Consider the following 17,921-nt stretch of genomic DNA (forward strand, 5'->3'; position numbering starts at 1 on the left):
CCCTGAGCACGTGATGTGGTGATGACGTGATGAGGGGCAGGCGATGTGCCTGAGACGTGGGGGGTGGCTGCGGGAAGAGTGGCAGCTTTGAGCAGTGCATGTCAGCAAAAAATAAGAGGTCGAGGGTTATCCCTCTGCGCACTGAGGGAACCCTCGGTCAGGGGTGCGGGGCCGTATCAATTTGCGGCTCCGCGGCGTGGGCGCGACAGGCCACGACGAACCGCGGAGAACGACGTACCGAACCTACTTCTGGCCAACCGCAGAGCACTCCGCACAGGTGCCGAAGATCTCCACCGTATGAGCCACGTTCACAAACCCGTGCTCCGCGGCGATCGCCTCCGCCCACTTCTCCACGGCAGGCCCCTCGACCTCCACCGCCTTGCCGCACACGCGGCAGACAAGGTGATGGTGATGGTCGCCGGTCGAGCAGCGCCGGTAGACCGACTCCCCGTCGGACGTCCGCAGGACATCCACCTCACCGGCGTCCGCCAGGTTCTGCAGCGTGCGGTAGACGGTCGTCAGCCCCACCGAATCGCCCTTGTGTTTGAGCATGTCGTGGAGTTCCTGGGCACTGCGGAACTCGTCGACCTCGTCCAGCGCCGCCGCCACAGCGGCACGCTGGCGGGTGGATCGTCCCTTAACGGGCGGGCCGGCCGTCGTCACCGTTGTTCTCCTCACGTCTGCGCTTGCCGGGCCATTGTGCCAGCCCGGACTGTGCGCGGTCAGACGCCTGCCTTGTCGGAGGCCTCCCTGCTGGCTGGAATCACACACTCCGCCGGGTCCCCGGCCGTCTGCGCGGCGGCCGCGGCACGGGCCCGGCGGCGGGCCAGTGGCGTCGCCAGCGCGGTCAGCGCGATGAACGCGCCGATCGTCAGCAGCACGATCGTCGCACCGGGCGGAACATCCTGGTAGTACGACGTCACCGTGCCGCCGATCGTCACGGACACCCCGATCGCCACCGCGATGGCGAACGTCGCCGCGAAGCTCCGGCTCAGCTGCTGGGCGGCGGCGACGGGCACCACCATCAGGGCGCTGACCAGCAGCAACCCCACCACCCGCATCGCGACCGTCACCGTGATCGCCGCCGTGATCGCGGTGAGGAGGTTGAGGGCCCTGACCGGCAGGCCCGTCACCCGGGCGAACTCCTCGTCCTGGCTGACCGCGAAGAGCTGCCGGCGCAGACCGATGGTGACCAACACCACGAAGGCCGCGAGCAGGCAGATCGCCGTCACGTCGGATTCGCTGACCGTCGACAGCGACCCGAACAGATACGAGGTCAGGTTGGCGTTCGAGCCCGTCGGCGCGAGGTTGATGAACATCACGCCGCCGGCCATACCGCCGTAGAAGAGCATCGCGAGGGCGATGTCGCCGCGCGTCTTTCCGTACCAGCGGATGAGTTCCATCATCACCGCGCCGACGACGGCGACGCCTGTCGCCATCCACACCGGTGAGGTGTTCAGCAGGAAGCCGAGGCCGACACCGGTCATCGCGACATGGCCGATACCGTCGCCCATCAGCGCCTGGCGCCGCTGGACCAGGTAGATGCCGATCGCGGGGGCCGTGATGCCGACGAGCACCGCGGCCAGCAGGGCCCGCTGCATGAAGGCGTAGTCGAGGAAGTCCATCAGCTCAGCAGTCCCATCAGCTCAGCAGTCCCGTCCGGATCGGTTCGGCGTCGTGAGCCGCGTGCGGGTGTACGTGGTCGTGGCCGGGCAGGGCGTGCTGTCCGAGCGCCCGCGGGGGCGGCCCGTCATGCATCACGCACCCGTCGCGCAGGACGACGGCCCGGTCGATCAGCGGCTCCAGCGGCCCCAGTTCGTGCAGCACGAGCAGCACCGTCGCACCGGCCGCGACCTGCTCCCTGAGCGTCCGCGCCAGCACCTCCTGGCTCGCCAGGTCGACGCCCGCCATCGGCTCGTCCATGATCAGCAGCTCGGGTTCGGCGGCGAGGGCACGGGCGATCAGCACGCGCTGATGCTGGCCGCCCGACAGCGCGTTCACCGAGTCCTTCGCGCGGTCCGCCAGGCCCACCAGGCCGATGGCCCGCCGTACGGCCTCGTGGTCGGCCTTGCGCAGCATGCCGAAGCGGGCGCGGGAGAGCCGGCCCGACGCGACGATCTCCGTGATCGTCGCCGGCACGCCACCGGCCGCGGTCGTGCGCTGCGGTACGTAGCCCACGCACCGCCAGTCCGTGAAGCGGCGGCGGGGGACTCCGAACAGCTCGATCTCGCCCGCGCTGACCGGGACTTGGCCGATGACCGTGCGGATCGCGGTCGACTTGCCCGAGCCGTTGGCGCCGAGCAGCGCGACGACCTCACCGCGGCCCACGGTGAGGTCGATGCCCCGCAGGACCGGGCGCGAGCCCAGCTCGGCGCGTACGCCGCGCAGGGAGATGACGGGCTCGCTCACGGTTCCTCCGTAACGGTCGGGCAGGTCGGGCAGGTCGTGCGGGTCATTTGGCTCCCAGGGCCGTCTGCAGCGCCTTGAGGTTGGCTTCCATGACCGCGATGTAGTCGGTGCCCCGGGACTTCTCGGTGATGCCCTCAAGCGGATCGAGGACGTCCGTCCTGAGGCTCGCGTCGTCGGCGAGGGTCTTCGCGGTCTTGTCGGAGACCAGTGTCTCGTAGAAGACGGTGGTCACTCCGTCGGCCTTCGCCTCCTGCTGGAGCTCCTTCATCCGCGCGGCACTGGGCTCGCTCTCCGGGTCCACACCGGCGATGGCCTCCTGGGTCAGGCCGTAGCGCTCGGCGAGGTAACCGAAGGCCGCGTGGTTGGTGAAGAACACCTTCGTCGCCGTGTTCTTCAGGCCGTCCTCGAACGAGGTGTTGAGCGAGGCCAGCTTCGCGGTCAACGTCTCGGTGTTCTTCTTGTATTCCGCCGCGTTGGCCGGATCGGCCTTCTGGAAGGCGGCGCTCACACCGTTGGCCATCTCGGCGTACTTCACCGGGTCGAGCCAGACGTGCGGGTCGAGGGCGGAGGCGTCCTCGTCGGAGTGCGCTTCGCCGGAGGGCTCCTCTTCGCCCTCGTGGCTGTGCGCGGTGCTGCCGTGCTTCTCCAGGGTCGTGAGGGTCGCCGCGTCGATCTTCGACTTCGCCTCGGACTGCGAAACCGCCTCGTCGACGGCGGGCTGGAGGCCCTTGAGATACAGGACCGCGTCGGCCTTCTGCAGGTCCACGGTCTGCTTGGCGCTGATCTCCAGGTCGTGCGGCTCCTGGCCGGGCTCGGTCAGCGTGCTGATGGAGACATGCCTGCCGCCTATCTGCTCGGCGAGGTACTGCATCGGATAGAACGACGCCACGACGTCGAGCTGCCCGGTGATGTTCCGGTCGGAGGCGTTCGAATCCGAGGAACAGGCGGACAGGGCGCCGAGGCCGAGCGCGGTGGCCGCCGCGATCGCGGTGCCCGATATGAGTCGTCGTACGTTCATGACAGTCATTTTCAATGATTCTGGAAACGATTGTCAACAAGCGGGCTTTTGGGCACGGACCGGGGCACGGGGGAGGCCCTCGCGAGGCTCGCTACCGGAACCGATTTGATTGGGGGGCGGGCCCCGCCGGTAACCTGAGTCATTCGCTCTGAAGCGCGCCCGCTTCCGCCCGTCCGGAACGCGTCCGCTTCATCGCCCGTCGTCGTAATCGTCGTAATGAAGAGAGCACCGTGGCCGCCGACAAGATCGACACCATCGTCAGCCTGAGCAAGCGCCGTGGCTTCGTATTTCCGTGCAGTGAGATCTACGGCGGCCAGCGCGCCGCCTGGGACTACGGGCCGCTGGGTGTCGAGCTCAAGGAGAACCTCAAGCGCCAGTGGTGGCGCTACATGGTGACGTCGCGCGAGGACGTCGTCGGCATCGACTCGTCGGTGATCCTGGCGTCCGAGGTCTGGGTGGCCTCCGGCCACGTCGCGACCTTCTCCGACCCGCTCACCGAGTGCACCTCCTGTCACAAGCGCTACCGCGCCGACCACCTGGAGGAGGCGTACGAGGCCAAGCACGGCCGTACGCCCGCCAACGGCCTCGCCGACATCAACTGCCCCAACTGCGGCAACAAGGGCCAGTTCACCGAGCCCAAGCAGTTCTCCGGTCTGCTGTCGACGCACCTCGGCCCGACCCAGGACTCCGGCTCGGTCGCCTACCTGCGCCCCGAGACCGCCCAGGGCATTTTCACCAACTTCTCCCAGGTGCAGACCACTTCGCGCCGCAAGCCGCCGTTCGGCATCGCCCAGATGGGCAAGTCGTTCCGCAACGAGATCACGCCCGGCAACTTCATCTTCCGCACCCGCGAGTTCGAGCAGATGGAGATGGAGTTCTTCGTCAAGCCGGGCGAGGACGAGAAGTGGCAGGAGTACTGGATGGCGGAGCGCTGGAACTGGTACACCGGCCTCGGTCTCCGCGAGGAGAACATGCGCTGGTACGACCACCCGGCCGAGAAGCTCTCGCACTACTCCAAGCGCACCGCCGACATCGAGTACCGCTTCCAGTTCGGCGGCAACGAGTGGGGTGAGCTGGAGGGCGTCGCCAACCGCACGGACTACGACCTCACGGCCCACTCCAAGGCCTCCGGCCAGGACCTCTCCTTCTTCGACCAGGAGGCCGGCGAGCGCTGGACGCCGTACGTCATCGAGCCCGCCGCCGGTGTCGGCCGCGCGATGCTGGCGTTCCTCCTCGACGCGTACATCGAGGACGAGGCGCCCAACGCCAAGGGCAAGATGGAGAAGCGCACGGTGCTGCGTCTCGACCCGCGCCTGGCGCCGGTCAAGGTCGCGGTCCTGCCGCTGTCCCGCAACCCCGAGCTGTCCCCGAAGGCCAAGGGGCTGGCCACGGCCCTGCGCCAGAACTGGAACATCGAGTTCGACGACGCGGGCGCGATCGGCCGCCGCTACCGGCGCCAGGACGAGATCGGTACGCCGTTCTGCGTGACGGTCGACTTCGACACGCTGGACGACAACGCGGTCACGGTCCGCGAGCGGGACACGATGAAGCAGGAGCGCGTGTCGCTGGACCAGATCGAGGGGTACCTGGCGCAGCGTCTCGTCGGCTGCTAGGTCGCTCGGACTCGCCGTCGGTCTGGGGGCTCTGCCCCCAGGCCCCCGCTTCGGCCTGAACGGTCTCGTCCTCAAACTCCCCCAGAGGGGGGACCCCAGACGGGCTGAAGCGGACCCCGGAGTCCAGAACTCCGGGGTCCACCGGGTGGTCCTCCAACGCGCCCCCGGATTGGACCTGTTCGCGCGATCGCCGTCGCCCCAGGCTGATGCGCATGAGCATCGCTTTTCTGCTGACCACCCTTGTCGTGGTCGCCACACCAGGTACCGGGGTCGTATACCACTCGGTCGTCCGGATGCTCGTCCTGGGCGGGGTCTTCATACTGGCCACGTTCGTGGTCTTCGCCGCGTACGGCATCCTCGCCGCCTCCGTCCGCAGCCATGTCACGTCACGGCCACGCGTCCTGACCTGGCTGCGGCGGACCTTCGCGGGGTCGTTCCTGGCGCTGGGCGCGAAGCTGGCGGCGACCCACGGGTGAGACGGGACACGGCCGCCGGGTGCTCAGAAGCTGCGGACGATCAACCAGCCCGCGATGCCGAACACCAGCAGGTATCCGCCGATGGACAGCCCCTTGCCCAGCCCCTTGTGGCCCGCGCCCTCGATCCAGCTGCCGGTGATCCCGACGAGTGGCGCCACGAAAATGATCAGAAGGATGCCGATGAGATGATCCACTGTCCCCGCCCCCTGGCCGCGGATCACCCCCGTGACCCAAGGGCGTGATTGTAGGACAGTGGATCTCCGCGGAGAAGCCCCCGCACTCCCTCCCGCGCTCCCGGCCGGTCAGTCCGCCGTCGGATCCACCGTCGCCTGGTGCTCCTCTGCCAGGTGTTCCTCCGCCTTCAGCCAGGGCAGGAACTGCACCTTCTTCCGCCAGCCGCAGGTGTCACAGCTCATGACGCGGTGCGCCCCGGTGCGCTGGACATGGACGACGTGCTCCCGTCCGTGCTGGTCCCAGCGGCTCACCTTGCTCGTGTTGATCTGCAACATGACCTCTCCGCCGTCCAGGGGATGCGTGCAGCTAGGAGTGTGCAGCAAGAGCAACATCAACAGGGGGCCGCTGTGTGAAGAGTTGAGACAGGCCCCGGGCGCTCAGGGGTCCGTTCCGGGGGCGATCAGGCCCGTCTCGTAGGCCAGTACGACCGCCTGGACCCGGTCGCGCAGCTCCAGTTTCGACAGGATGCGGCCGACGTGCGTCTTGACCGTGGTGGGGCTCAGGAACAGACGTTCCGCCAGTTCGGCGTTGCTCAGGCCTGTCGCCAGCAGGCGCAGGACCTCCAGTTCACGGGGTGTCAGGCCTGACAGGTCGGTGTGGCGGGTGGTGGTTCGCGAGGGTTCCTCGCGGTGGGCGAAGCGTTCGATCAGGCGGCGGGTGATCGTGGGGGCGAGCAGGGCGTCGCCGGACTGGACCAGGCGCAGGGCGGCCACCAGGTGCTCGGGGGTGACGTCCTTGAGGAGGAAGCCGCAGGCCCCGGCGGTGAGGGCGGCGTACACGTAGTGGTCGAGGTCGTAGGTGGTGAGGATGACGACGCGGGTTCTCCTGGCCTCCGGGGCGTCGTCGGCGAGGATCCGCCGGGTGGCCTCGATGCCGTCCATGCCCGGCATCCGGATGTCCATGAGGACGACATCGGGCCGGGTGCGACGCACGGCGGCCACCGCCTCGGCCCCGTCGGCCGCCTCGGCCGTCACCTCGATGCCGTCGGCGGCCAGGATCATCCCGAAGCCCGTACGGACCAACGCCTGGTCGTCGGCGATGACCGCGCGCAGGGGCGGTTGGTGTGGGGGATGCGGACGGTTCTCGTTCACGGCGTCCGCCACGGGACTCTGGCCGTGACGCGGTAGCCACCGGCGAGCGTCGGACCGGCGGTGAGCTCGCCGCCGTAGACCGCCAGCCGTTCACGCAGCCCGATCAGACCGCGACCGTTGCCCGTCCCCTTGTCCGTTGCCTTGTCCGTCCTGCCCTTCCCGTTGCTGTCGCCTTCCGGGGGTGGGGAGTTGGGGGTGTACCGCGCGGCGCTCGTGTTGCCGACCTCGATCTGGAGGCAGTCGTCGGCCCAGCCGATCAGGACGGAGGCCTCGGCACCGGGCGCGTGCTTGATCGTGTTGGTCAGCGCCTCCTGCACCACGCGGTACGCCGTCAGGTCCACCCCGGGCGGCAACGGGTCGGGCGGCAGTGACACGGCCACGACGACCGGTGTCCCGGCGCCCCGCACCCGCTCCGTCAGGGCGTCGAGCCGGTCCAGGCCGGGCTGCGGTTCCAGGCCGTCGGCGGGGGTCTCCTGGGGGCCGGTGTCGGGGGCGGCCAACAGGCCCATCACATGCCGGAGTTCGGCCATCGCGGCCCGGCCCCCGGCCTCGACCGCGAGCAACGCCTCCTTGGACCGGTCGGGCGCCGTGTCCATCACCTTGCGTGCCGCGCCGGCCTGGATCACCATCACGCTCACGTTGTGGGTCACCACGTCGTGCAGCTCGGCGGCGATCCGCGCCCGCTCCTCCGCCACAGCCCGCCGCATCGCCTCCTCCTGGGTCCGCTGCAACCGCGCAAACCGGTCCCGGCCGGCCGCCAGCCGCCGCTGCCAGAAACCGACGAGGCCGGCCAGCACCCCCGCGACCAGCAGCACGACCCCGGGACTCGACCAGCCGGGGAGCGCGGGCGCCGCCTGCTGGAACGCGATGCCGGCCAGGACCGCGCCGACGACCAGCGAGGCCATGGCCCCCACCCGGTAACGGCTGTGCTTGACGGCGCTGTAGGCGCCGATGACGCAGGTCAGCACGGTGACCCAGGAGGCGTTGTCGCCCATGGCCGCAGCCGCGCCCAGCACCACCCCGAACACCACCAGCGGATACCGGCGCCTGGCCAGCAGCGGCAGCGCCGACAGGAAGACCAGCGGCCAGGGCGCGACGGGGGCCCCGTCCTCCCCCACGACCGGTGGACGGGGCATGGGGGGCGGTGGCGGCGGCAGGGGCCCGTACAGACCCCCGCTGCCGTCCCCGTACTCGGTCTTCGGGACGAAGCGCACCGGACCGTCACCGGGATAGTGCGCCGCGACGATCAGTGCGACGACGGTCAGTACGACCGCCAGCACGAGGTCGACGCGCACCGCCCGCCGCGACAGCGGAGCGGGTTTCGGCTCCGGCCGCAGCGCGTCCCACAGTTGCTGACGCCAGTGCCCTGCGCGCCGGTACTCCGTCTCCATCGGCTCATTGTGGGGGCGGGTGAGCCGGCCGGCGTCCCCTCCGAACGAACTGCCCAACAAGCCGTCCCTCAGGCCTACTTCGCAGGGATGACCCCTCGGCCGGGTCCTCCGCGGGGAGGGCCGGACGTCGGTGCCGCGGCCGACGCGCCGCGACGACGCCCGGCCCTACGTTCACCGAGTCCGGCAACTTCTCCGCTCGAACCGACCGTAGAGACAGGCGAGTTCATGACCCAGGTGATCCAACTCGAGGACGTGGCCAAGCGCTACGACAGCGCCGGCAGGCCCGCGCTCGGGCCGCTCACGCTCTCCGTCGAACAGGGCGAGGCACTCGCGGTGACCGGCCCCTCCGGCAGCGGCAAGTCCACCCTGCTGAACCTCGTCGCGGGCCTGGACCGGGCGAGCGAGGGCAGCGTGTCCGTGGCCGGCCGACGGCTCGGCGATCTCAACGAGCACGCGCTGGCCCGGTTCCGCCGCGAACAGATCGGCATGGTCTTCCAGTTCTTCAACCTGCTCGACGATCTCACCGTCACCGACAACATCCAGCTCCCCGCCCAACTGACCGGCACCGCACGGCGCGAGACGGCGGCCCGCGCCGGGGAGCTCATGGAGGTGCTCGGCATCCAGAAGCACGCCCGCGCCTATCCGGGCCGGCTCTCCGGCGGCGAACGCCAGCGGGTCGCGGTCGCCCGCGCGCTGGTCAACCGCCCTGCCCTGCTGCTCGCCGACGAGCCGACCGGCGCCCTCGACTCCGCCTCCGGACAGGACGTACGGGAACTGCTGGTGGAGCTGCACCGTGGCGGCCAGACCATCGTGCTGGTCACCCACGACCTGGCGCTCGCCGAGGCGTGTGCGAGCCGCACGATCCACCTGGTCGACGGTCACCTCGCCCTCGACACGCGGGCGGGGGCGGCCCGTTGAACGGCTTCGGCTTCGGCTTCGGCTTCGGCTTCGGAACCGGCGGTGCGCTCGGCCGGGTCGTACGGTCCGGTGTGGGGCGGCGCCGGGTGCAGACCGTGGTGATCGCCGTGGCCACGATGATGGCCGTGGCCTCGTCGGTGGTCGCCGGGTCGCTGATCGTCGCCGCGAGCGCGCCCTTCGACCACGCGTTCACGCAGCAGCACGGCGCGCATCTGACCGTCCAGTTCGATCCGGGCAGAGCGAGTACGACGCAGCTCAAGGCCACCGGAGAACAGGAAGGCGTCAGCGCGAGCGCGGGACCGTACCCCGTCACGACGATCAAGCCGGTGGACTCGGTGGGCGGACACCTGCCGACGCTGACGCTCGTCGGGCGGTCCGCTCCGCAGACCGACGTGGACGATCTGGACCTCAAGTCCGGCCGGTGGGCGGCGAAACCGGGCGAGATCGTGCTCAGCGCGTCGTTCTCCGGCCCCGACCTGAAGCTCGGCTCCACGCTCAATGCCTCGGACGACGCGGACAGCCCCACCCTGACGATCGTCGGCTTCGCCCTGTCGGTCAGCAGAACCGCCGACGTCTGGGCGACCCCCGCCCAGGCCAGGGCGCTGGCGGGGTCAACCCACACCCCGCTCACCAGCCAGATGCTGTACCGCTTCGACTCGGCGGCGACGGACAAACAGCTCACCGCCGACCGCAAGCGGCTCGCCTCGGCCGTGCCGTCCGGCGCGCTGCTGGGCAGCCAGTCCTATCTGGAGACCAAGCGCGACGCCGACCAGGGCGCGGCGCCGACCATCCCCTTCCTGATCGCCTTCGGTGTCCTCGGCATCGTGATGTCGGTGATCATCGTCGGCAGTGTGACCAGCGGCGCGGTCGGATCGAGCCTGCGCAGGATCGGCATCCTCAAGGCCATCGGCTTCACCCCGCGTGAGGTCGTACGCGCCTATGTGGCCCAGGCGTTGATTCCGGCCGCCGTCGGCATCGGGCTGGGCGTCGTCCTCGGCAACCTGCTGGCCGTACCCCTCCTCGACGACACCGAGCAGGCGTACGGCACCGCCACGCTGGGCGTGACGTGGTGGGTGGACGTCGTGGTGCCGGCCGCTGCACTGCTCGTCGTCGGGATCGCCGCACTGGTGCCCGCCCTGCGGGCCGGGCGGCTGAGTACGGTCGAGGCCATCGCCGTGGGCCGGGCCCCGCGCCCGGGACGCGGCCAGTGGGCACACCGGGCGGCGGGACGGCTGCCGCTGCCCAGAGCGGTGACCTACGGCCTCGCGAGCCCCTTCGCGCACCCCGTCCGCACGGTCGCGATGCTGCTCGCGGTGGCCTTCGGCACGATCGCGGCGACCTTCGCGGTGGGGCTGACCGCGTCCCTGACGGCGGTCGGTGCGGCGGCCGATCCCGAGGAGCGTGCCGCAGTCACCGTGTTCGGCGGCGGCGGCGGCGGACCGGGGGCCGGCCCCGGCGGGCCCCCGCCCGCCGAGGGCAAGTCCGAGGCCCCGCCCGCCGACCCGGCACGCATCCGCGCCGCCGTCGAGGCGCAGGAAGGCACCGCTTCGTACTACGGCATGACCCGGAACGACGCCTCCGTGGCCGGAATCGCCGGCTCGGTACCGATCAGCCTCTACCAGGGCGACACCCGTTCCGGCAGCTACGAGATGATCTCCGGGCACTGGCTCGACGGAGCGGGCCAGATCGTGGTGGGCTCGGGCTATCTGGAACGGACCGGCACCGAGATCGGTGACACGGTTCGGGTGACCTACGAGGGAGACGCCCGGACCCTGCGGATCGTCGGAGAGGCCTTCGACACCTCGGACGGCGGCCGGCAACTCCACGCGAACATCGCCGACTTCCCCGCGGCCCAGCCCCGGATGTTCCTCGTCGAGGTGAAGCCGGGTGTCTCCGCGGCCGAGTACGCCGCGAAGCTCGCCGCCGTGGTCCAGCCGCTGGGCGGCGACGCCATGGCCAACGCCCCGTCGGGGGACAACAACTTCATCATCATCCTGGAATCGATGGCGGCACTGCTCACCCTCATGCTGGTCTCCGTGGCCGGTCTGGGCGTCCTCAACTCCGTCGTCCTCGACACCCGGGAGCGCGTCCACGACCTCGGCGTCTGCAAGGCGCTCGGCATGTCGCCACGCCAGACCGTGAGCCTCGTACTCGCCTCGGTGGCCGGCATCGGCGTACTCGGCGGCCTGGTCGGCGTACCCGCCGGCTTCGCGCTGCACGGCTTCGTACTGCCGGTGATGGGCCACGCCGCGGGCACCGAACTACCGCCGTCCGTCCTGGACGTGTACACACCCTGGCAGTTGGCGCTGCTCGGCCTGGCCGGCCTCACGATCGCCCTACTGGGCGCCCTGCTCCCGGCAGGCTGGGCAGCCAGAACCCACACGGCAACGGCACTACGCACGGAGTGAGGGAGGCTGGTGACACGGGGTCCGGGAACAGGCCCGGAGATCCGGGAGCAGCCCCGCAGGGGCGCTCCCGGCAGGGGCGCGGGGAACTGCGCGACAAGCCACAGCGCACCTGCACCCAACAGCAGACCGTCTGACCCGAGCTCGTAGTACACCCGGCCGGAGGCCGAGCACTTACCCGATCGTCCGCGGCAGCCGCAGGCTGAGCAACGTCGTCACCACGATGCCCCCCAACTGCACGACCAACGTCGTCACCAACGCATCCCGCATGCCCACGCCCGGCGCCAGGGAGAGGAACAGGGTGCCCAGCGTCGCCACGCCCAGGGCCAGGGCGGACTGCTGGGTGGTGATCATGACACCGCTGCCCACGCCCGCCCGGGCCGGCTCGATCTCCGAGAGGATGATGCGGAAGAGGACCGGGAGCTGCAGCGCCTGGCCCGCGCCCGCGACCGCCGCTCCCGGCAGCAGCTCCACCACACCCAGGTCGGGCCACGAACGCCACACCGCGAGGGCGATGAGAGCCACGCCCACCCCCTGGACCAGGCCGCCGACCGTGACGATCCGGGTGCCGTACCGAGCCACCAGGCGCGGCCCGGAGAGGGAGACGGCGAGGAACGTCACGGCCATGGGGGCCAGCGCCAGCCCCGCCTGTACCGGCCCCAGGTCCGCGCCCCGCTGCAGGGCCACCGCGATCACGAACATGAACCCGCTGAAGCCGATCGAGAACGGCACGATCATCACCAGGCCCCGGCGCAGCGACGGCAGTGCGAAGAGGGTCGGCGGTACGAGTGGAGTGCGGCCCTTGCGGTCCGCGCCGCGTTCGACCGCGTAGAAAGCCGCCGCCGCGAACGGGAACGCGGCCAGCGACAGCCAGGTCCACAGCGGCCAGCCCGCCGCCCGGCCCTCGGTGAGCGGGGCCAGGAGCGTGATCAGCGAGACCCCCAGGAGAAGCGTGCCGGGGACATCCACCGGTTCCGGGTGCTGCGAGCGGGTCTCCGGGACCGACCGGGCGGCCAGGACCAGACCGAGGAGCACCACCGGCACGTTCACCAGGAACACCGAGCGCCAGCCGGTGCCCGCTATGTCGGCGGCCACCAGTACGCCGCCGAGGATCTGGCCCGCCACCATCGACAGACCCGCCGTCGCGCCGTACAGGCTCATCGCTTTCGCGCGGCGCGGGCCGGCCGTCGCCGACTGGATCGTCGCCAGCACCTGCGGCAGCATCGCCGCCGAGGCCGCGCCCTGCGCGATCCGGGCCGCCACCAGCGTCCAGGCGGTCGGCGCGAGACCGCAGGCCAGCGAGGTGACGCCGAAGGCCGCCATGCCGCCGAGGAAGAGCCGGCGCCGGCCGAAGAGGTCGCCGAGCCGCCCGCCCAGGACGAGCAGAACGGCGTACGAGACCCCGTACCCGGCGACCACCAGTTCGAGGACGGCCTCGCTCGCCGCCAGATCCCGGCCGATGGTGGGCAGGGCGACATTCACGATGAAGAAGTCGATGAGGGGGAGCGCCGCGCCGAGCAGCACGGTGAACAGGCCGAGCCCGCCGAGTACGGGTGACCCGGCGGGGGAGCGGATGGCGGCAGTGGGTGAGGTGCTGGTTTCAGTCACGTCGATCAGCATCCGCCTCCCCTGAGGGTGGTACCAGAGTGTCTTTATCCTGGTAGTAGGAGTACCTGGAAACAGGGTCCAGGTGGAGGGAGAGTGGGACGGTGACCACGACGACCATCGCCACCGCCCAGGAGACCACGGCTCAGCGGAAGCAGCAGCGGCCCGGCGGGCCCGGCTCGGAGATCCGGCGCCACGAACTCGCCGTCTTCCTGCGCAGCCGCCGCGAACGCATCTCCCCCGAGCAGGTGGGGCTGCCGCGCGGCCGGCGCCGCCGTACGCCGGGCCTGCGCCGTGAGGAGGTCGCCCAGCTCTCCGCAGTGGGCGTCACCTGGTACACCTGGCTCGAACAGGCGCGCGCGATCCAGGTCTCCGAGCAGGTGCTCGACGCCCTCGCCCGCACCCTCCTCCTCGACCCGAGCGAGCGCGCCCACCTCTTCCAGCTCGCCGGAGCCGTCGACCCGACCCCCGCCGCGAGCTGCCCGACGATCACGCCCGCGCTGCGTGAACTCCTGTGGGCCCTCGACCCCATCCCGGCCTGTATCCAGAACAGCCGGTACGACATCCAGGCGTACAACCGCACGTACAGCCGTCTCATGGGCGACCTGGACGCCGTACCGCCCGAGGACCGCAACCTCATGCTGCTCGTCTACACGAACGAGGAGTGGCGGTCGTCGGTCGTCCTGCTCGAAGAGTCGATGCGCATGATGGCGGCCAAGCTCCGGGTCCAGCAGGCCGCCCATCTCGGCGACCCCGCCTGGAAGTTGATGCTGAAGCGGCTGCGCACGGAGTCCCCGGAGTTCTGCGAGATCTGGGAGCGGTACGAGGTGGTCAGCGCCCGCGGCAAGACCAAGCAGTTCCGCAACCCGTACGTCGGCCTGCTCACCGTCGACCACACCGACCTCTGGCTCGCCCCGGAGCTGGGTACCCGCCTGGTGACGATGGTTCCGTCGGACGAGGAGACGCGTGCGCGTCTGGAGAAGCTGTACGCGATGGTCGTGGGCGGGGAGCAGTCGGGAAGCGGCAGCGGCTGATCGAGTTCGGTCGGACGGCTGATCGTGAGTGGTCAATCCCGGTCCGTGTGAGGGGCGTTGGGGGTGGCGGCAGTGCCTGGGCGCAGGTGTTTCCCTACCGTCGTCCTGAGTTGATCATCAGCACCTGGGGAGGCGCCCTCGATGGCGGAACACGCACACGGGCATCCACACGGGCATCCACACGGGCACCCATATGAACCCGCGCACCCGACCGCCCGAAGCGTCCCCGTGGGAGCGCTGCGCCCCGGCGACCACGCCTGCCTGGACGTGGCCGACGCCCAGGCTCACTGGCAGGTACTGACCGCCTACACCCGCACCGGACTGACCCGTGGCGAGAAGGTGATGGTCGTCCTCGACCCGGCCGACGTGGGCGACGACGACGCTCTCGCCCGCCTCGACGCCGGTACCGGACAGGCCGAATCTGCCCGGCAGAGCGGCCAGTTGGAGATCGTGCGCAACACCTCCGTGTACATCCCGGACGGCAGCTTCTCCAGGGACCGGCAATTCCGGCTCTACTCCCAGGAGTTGGAGCGGTCACGGGCCGAGGGGCGGAGCGGGCTGCGGGTCGGGGCCGACATGGCCTGGGGGCAACGGGCCGGCGTCAGCGACGACCAACTCCTCGACTACGAGGCCTTCATGGAACCGCTCTTCGTGGATCCCCGCCTCACCGCGATGTGCTGGTACAGCCGTCACCAGTACACCGACCACCTGGTGGCCGCGATGCGGACGGTCCACCCGCTCCAGGTGATGACCCACCTCGACGCCCTCGAAGTGATCCGTACCGACGACTCCTCCCCGCTCCGGTACTCACTCGACCTGACCGACCTGTGCTACATGGAGGCACACGCCGCCTGGCAACTCGTCGGCTTCGCCCGGGACCTGCCCGACGGCGACACCCTCGACATCCGCTGCGGACCGATCCTCGAAGCGGTCCTCCGAGGCCTCGGATCTGACGACGTACGGCAGTTGAGGCTCCGCACGGAAGAAGGGACAGGGGCAGAGACAGGGGGAGAGGCGGAAGCGGAATCGGGAACGGGAGCAGGAACGGGAGCAGGAACGGGAACGGGAACGGTCAGCGGGACAGGCCGCTGAACCAGGACGCCACCTGGCTGCGGGCCGCGAAACCCAGCTTGGCGAGGATGCGCTCGGCATGCCCCTCGGCCGTACGCCGGGAGATCACCAGCCGCTCCGCGATCTGCCGGTTCGTCATGCCCGACGCGATCAGCGCGGCCACCTCCAACTCGCGGCGGGTGAGCCCGGTGTCGGGCACCGGCGGTGCGGGGCGGGCGGGCCGGAGAGGCTCGCCCAGTGCGTAGGCGAGGGCTTCCCGTACCGACAGTTCGTAACCCCGCCGGTGGGCGTCGCCGTACGGGCTGTCGTCGGGCGTCCCGCAGGCCCGCCGTTGCCCGGCCAGGGGGTCGTGGCCGAGGTCGTACCAGATGCGGTGCGCCGCGCCCCGCAGCACGGCCGCCCGCTCGGCGTCGCCCCGGGCGGCGGTGACGACGGCAAGTACCTCCAGGGTGCCGCCGACGGCATGCGGCTCGCCGGTGACATACGGCAGCCGCAGACAGCGCCGGGCACTCTCGGCGGCGGCCTCGTGCTCGCCCAGGGCCCAGCGGGCGGTGGCGAGGGCGCCCAGGACGTACGAGCGGACCCACTGCTCGCCGTGCGCCTCGCACACGGCGAGGGCGTCCACGCACAGCGGCACGGCGCGCTCGGGGCGGCCGTGGAAGGTGAGCGTGGTCGCCAGTTCGACGCGGCTGAGGATGTGGAAGGCGAGCAGCGGCCTTTCGTCGCCGCCGACGAGCCCTGGGTGTCGGTCCAGGACCTCGGCCAGTGGTCTGACGTCGGGTGTCTCGTGCGGGGCCAGGGTCGGGGGGTGCGGGGCGCCGGTCAGGAGAACGGCGTTAGTACGGGTGCGGACGAGCGGGATCAGGGCGGCGGCCCAGTGGGCCCGGGTCAGCTCGGGTGACGGGCGTCGGCCCTCGCACATGACCAGCCGCTGCCACCAGTGCCGCAGTTCCGCCCAGGCGCCGCGCGCGATCCAGTAGAACCACAGGCTGCCGACCAGGCGCAGCCCGCGCGGGGACTCGCCGGGGGTGGTGAGGCAGAAGTCGAGCGCCGCGCGCAGATTGTCGTGCTCGGCGCGCAGCCCGGCCAGCGTGCCCGGCTGATCCGGCCCGAACCAACTCCGCTCATGCTCCTCCGCGATCCGCACGAAGTGCGCGCACAACCGCCGCCGACTGTCCCCGGCCGCACCGAGCGCCTCCAGCTTCTCCAGCCCGTACTCACGCAGAAGAGCGAGCATCCGATACCGGGTACCGCTTCCGCCTCCGGCCCTTCCCCCCTCCCTGACCAGCACGGATTTCTCCACGAGCCCGATCACGGCCTCCAGCACGGCGCCCCTGGCAGCACCGGCACCGACCGCGCCGACCGAAACTCCGGGCTCGGCGGCGCCTCCGACCCGGGCCGACGCCCCGCTCGCGCGGGCTGTCGCCGCCGGGGCGGGGTCGTCGTGCCGGCCGCTGGCCGTGTCCGGCTGGGCGGTCGTCGTCGCGTCGTCGGTGGGGGTGGCTTCTGGCGGGTTGGGGCCGCCGTATGAGTCGGTCGTGTCCGGCCGGGCCGTCATCGTCCCCTCGGCGGCGCGGGTCCCTCCCGACGGGTTGGGGTCGGCGGTGACGCGAGTTGTTCCCGCCGGGGCGGGCTTGTCTCCGGCGCGTGCGCCCTCCGCCCTGCCCGGCCGCCCAGCGACCACCTCACCGCCGCACACCGCCTCCGCGCCCGCCAGGTCGAAGCTGCCGGTGAAGACCGACAGGTGGGCCCAGGCGAGCTGTTCCGCCGGGGTGCACAGGTCGTGGCTCCAGTCCACGGCCGAGCGGAGAGTCCGGTGGCGGGGTGGGGCGGCCGGGCTGCCGCAGGCGAGGAGGCGGTAATGGGCGCCCAGGTGTTCGCCGAGGCGTTCGTCCAGTTGCTCCACGCCCAGGGCGTGCATCCGCACGGCCGCCAGTTCGATGGCCAGCGGGAGGCCGTCCAGGCGATGGCAGAGGCGGGCCACGGCCGCCCGGTTGCGGTCGGTGATCTCGAAGCCGGGTGCCACGGCCGCCGCCCGGTCGGCGAACAGGCGCAGCGCCGGGAACTCCGTTCCGGGGAGGGCGTGCTCGGGGGCCGGGGTGGCCAGCGGGGTCACGAGGAGCAGCTGCTCCTCGGTGAGGCTGAGCCGGTGGCGGCTGGTGGCCAGTACGCGGACACCCTCGGTCGCCCCGAGCACGGCGGCCACCAGCGAGGCACAGGCGCCCGTCACGTGCTCGCAGTTGTCCAGGACCAGCAGCAGCCGTCTGCTGCGCAGATGCTCGACGACCGTGTCCAGCGGCGCCCGGCCCGTCTCGTCCCGGATGCCGAGCGCGTCCGCGACCGCGTGCGGCACCAGCGTGCCGTCCCGCACGGCGGCCAGCGGCACCAGCCAGGCCCCGTCCGGGAAGCCCCGTACCGCCCCCTCGGCCACCCGTCCCGCGAGCCGGGTCTTGCCGACCCCGCCGGGACCGGTGAGCGTCAGCAGCCTGGTGGCGGCCAACAGCCGCCTGGCCTGCGCGAGTTCATGCTGCCGGCCCACGAAACTCGTTCCCGGCACGGGAAATCCGACCATCCGCCGCGACCCGGCTGCCCCCACGTTCGGCCACGCCCTCTTCGAGTTCGACGAGTTGCTGGTGCCCTTACGTGATCTTCAACG

General features: G+C 71.0%; 15 protein-coding genes and 1 pseudogene. 6 read left to right on the top strand and 10 right to left on the bottom strand.

What is annotated here, in order from left to right; translation table 11 throughout:
* Positions 1 to 243: 243 nt before the first annotated feature.
* From OG734_RS33195 to OG734_RS33210, 4 genes are read right to left on the bottom strand one after another with little or no spacing between them, the layout of a single operon-like run.
* A complete protein-coding gene (locus OG734_RS33195) occupies positions 244 to 663 on the bottom strand; it encodes a Fur family transcriptional regulator (RefSeq protein ID WP_330291113.1) in 420 nt (139 codons plus the stop codon).
* Between the two features lie 59 nt (positions 664 to 722).
* On the bottom strand, positions 723 to 1,625 hold the full coding sequence (locus tag OG734_RS33200; protein ID WP_330291114.1) for a metal ABC transporter permease: 903 nt from the start codon (positions 1,623 to 1,625) through the stop codon (positions 723 to 725).
* A 16-nt stretch (positions 1,626 to 1,641) separates the two neighbouring features.
* Positions 1,642 to 2,409, bottom strand: coding sequence for a metal ABC transporter ATP-binding protein (locus OG734_RS33205; protein WP_330291115.1), 768 nt, complete (start codon positions 2,407 to 2,409; stop codon positions 1,642 to 1,644).
* Between the two features lie 43 nt (positions 2,410 to 2,452).
* Positions 2,453 to 3,427 (bottom strand): metal ABC transporter solute-binding protein, Zn/Mn family, encoded by a 975-nt coding sequence (locus tag OG734_RS33210; RefSeq protein WP_330291116.1) that lies wholly within the window; start codon positions 3,425 to 3,427, stop codon positions 2,453 to 2,455.
* 230 nt (positions 3,428 to 3,657) lie between these two features.
* Here OG734_RS33210 and OG734_RS33215 point away from each other — a divergent pair, with 230 nt between their 5' ends.
* Entirely contained in the window at positions 3,658 to 5,040 is a 1,383-nt protein-coding gene (locus OG734_RS33215) for a glycine--tRNA ligase (RefSeq protein ID WP_330291117.1), read from the top strand.
* Positions 5,041 to 5,330: 290 nt separating this feature from the next.
* A pseudogene (locus OG734_RS33220) lies at positions 5,331 to 5,516 on the top strand (LysE family translocator); the annotation flags it as partial.
* 23 nt (positions 5,517 to 5,539) lie between these two features.
* On the opposite strand, the gene OG734_RS33225 reads toward OG734_RS33220, so the two are convergent.
* The 4 genes from OG734_RS33225 to OG734_RS33240 all read right to left on the bottom strand — a co-directional run bounded on the left by OG734_RS33225 (position 5,540) and on the right by OG734_RS33240 (position 8,232).
* The gene (locus tag OG734_RS33225; RefSeq protein WP_330291118.1) at positions 5,540 to 5,710 is read right to left on the bottom strand and encodes a hypothetical protein; all 171 of its coding nucleotides are present in this window, start codon (positions 5,708 to 5,710) and stop codon (positions 5,540 to 5,542) included.
* A 108-nt stretch (positions 5,711 to 5,818) separates the two neighbouring features.
* Positions 5,819 to 6,025, bottom strand: a complete 207-nt coding sequence (locus OG734_RS33230) for a hypothetical protein (RefSeq protein WP_330291119.1) — start codon at positions 6,023 to 6,025, stop codon at positions 5,819 to 5,821.
* A gap of 102 nt (positions 6,026 to 6,127) precedes the next feature.
* Positions 6,128 to 6,841, bottom strand: coding sequence for a response regulator transcription factor (locus OG734_RS33235; RefSeq protein WP_330291120.1), 714 nt, complete (start codon positions 6,839 to 6,841; stop codon positions 6,128 to 6,130).
* Positions 6,838 to 8,232 carry a sensor histidine kinase gene (locus tag OG734_RS33240; RefSeq protein WP_330291121.1) on the bottom strand — a complete coding sequence of 465 codons (1,395 nt, stop codon included), beginning with the start codon at positions 8,230 to 8,232 and terminating at the stop codon, positions 6,838 to 6,840. The genes OG734_RS33235 and OG734_RS33240 overlap by 4 nt, the downstream gene beginning before the upstream one ends.
* A 225-nt stretch (positions 8,233 to 8,457) precedes the next feature.
* Here OG734_RS33240 and OG734_RS33245 point away from each other — a divergent pair, with 225 nt between their 5' ends.
* On the top strand, positions 8,458 to 9,150 hold the full coding sequence (locus OG734_RS33245; RefSeq protein ID WP_330291122.1) for an ABC transporter ATP-binding protein: 693 nt from the start codon (positions 8,458 to 8,460) through the stop codon (positions 9,148 to 9,150).
* 116 nt (positions 9,151 to 9,266) lie between these two features.
* Entirely contained in the window at positions 9,267 to 11,558 is a 2,292-nt protein-coding gene (locus OG734_RS33250; protein ID WP_330293883.1) for an FtsX-like permease family protein, read from the top strand.
* Between the two features lie 171 nt (positions 11,559 to 11,729).
* Here OG734_RS33250 and OG734_RS33255 read toward each other — a convergent pair whose 3' ends face one another.
* A complete protein-coding gene (locus OG734_RS33255) occupies positions 11,730 to 13,163 on the bottom strand; it encodes an MFS transporter (protein WP_330291123.1) in 1,434 nt (477 codons plus the stop codon).
* A gap of 116 nt (positions 13,164 to 13,279) precedes the next feature.
* On the opposite strand from OG734_RS33255, the gene OG734_RS33260 reads away from it, so the two are divergent.
* Positions 13,280 to 14,194 (top strand): helix-turn-helix transcriptional regulator, encoded by a 915-nt coding sequence (locus OG734_RS33260; protein ID WP_443065117.1) that lies wholly within the window; start codon positions 13,280 to 13,282, stop codon positions 14,192 to 14,194.
* 228 nt (positions 14,195 to 14,422) lie between these two features.
* On the top strand, positions 14,423 to 15,286 hold the full coding sequence (locus OG734_RS33265; RefSeq protein WP_330291124.1) for an MEDS domain-containing protein: 864 nt from the start codon (positions 14,423 to 14,425) through the stop codon (positions 15,284 to 15,286).
* On the opposite strand, the gene OG734_RS33270 is transcribed toward OG734_RS33265, so the two are convergent.
* Complete coding sequence (locus tag OG734_RS33270) at positions 15,267 to 17,837, bottom strand: ATP-binding protein (RefSeq protein WP_330291125.1); 2,571 nt, start codon at positions 17,835 to 17,837, stop codon at positions 15,267 to 15,269. The two genes, OG734_RS33265 and OG734_RS33270, sit on opposite strands and share 20 nt — an antisense overlap.
* Between the last annotated feature and the right edge of the window lie 84 nt (positions 17,838 to 17,921).

It is taken from the genome of Streptomyces sp. NBC_00576 (assembly GCF_036345175.1).
Taxonomy (GTDB): domain Bacteria; phylum Actinomycetota; class Actinomycetes; order Streptomycetales; family Streptomycetaceae; genus Streptomyces.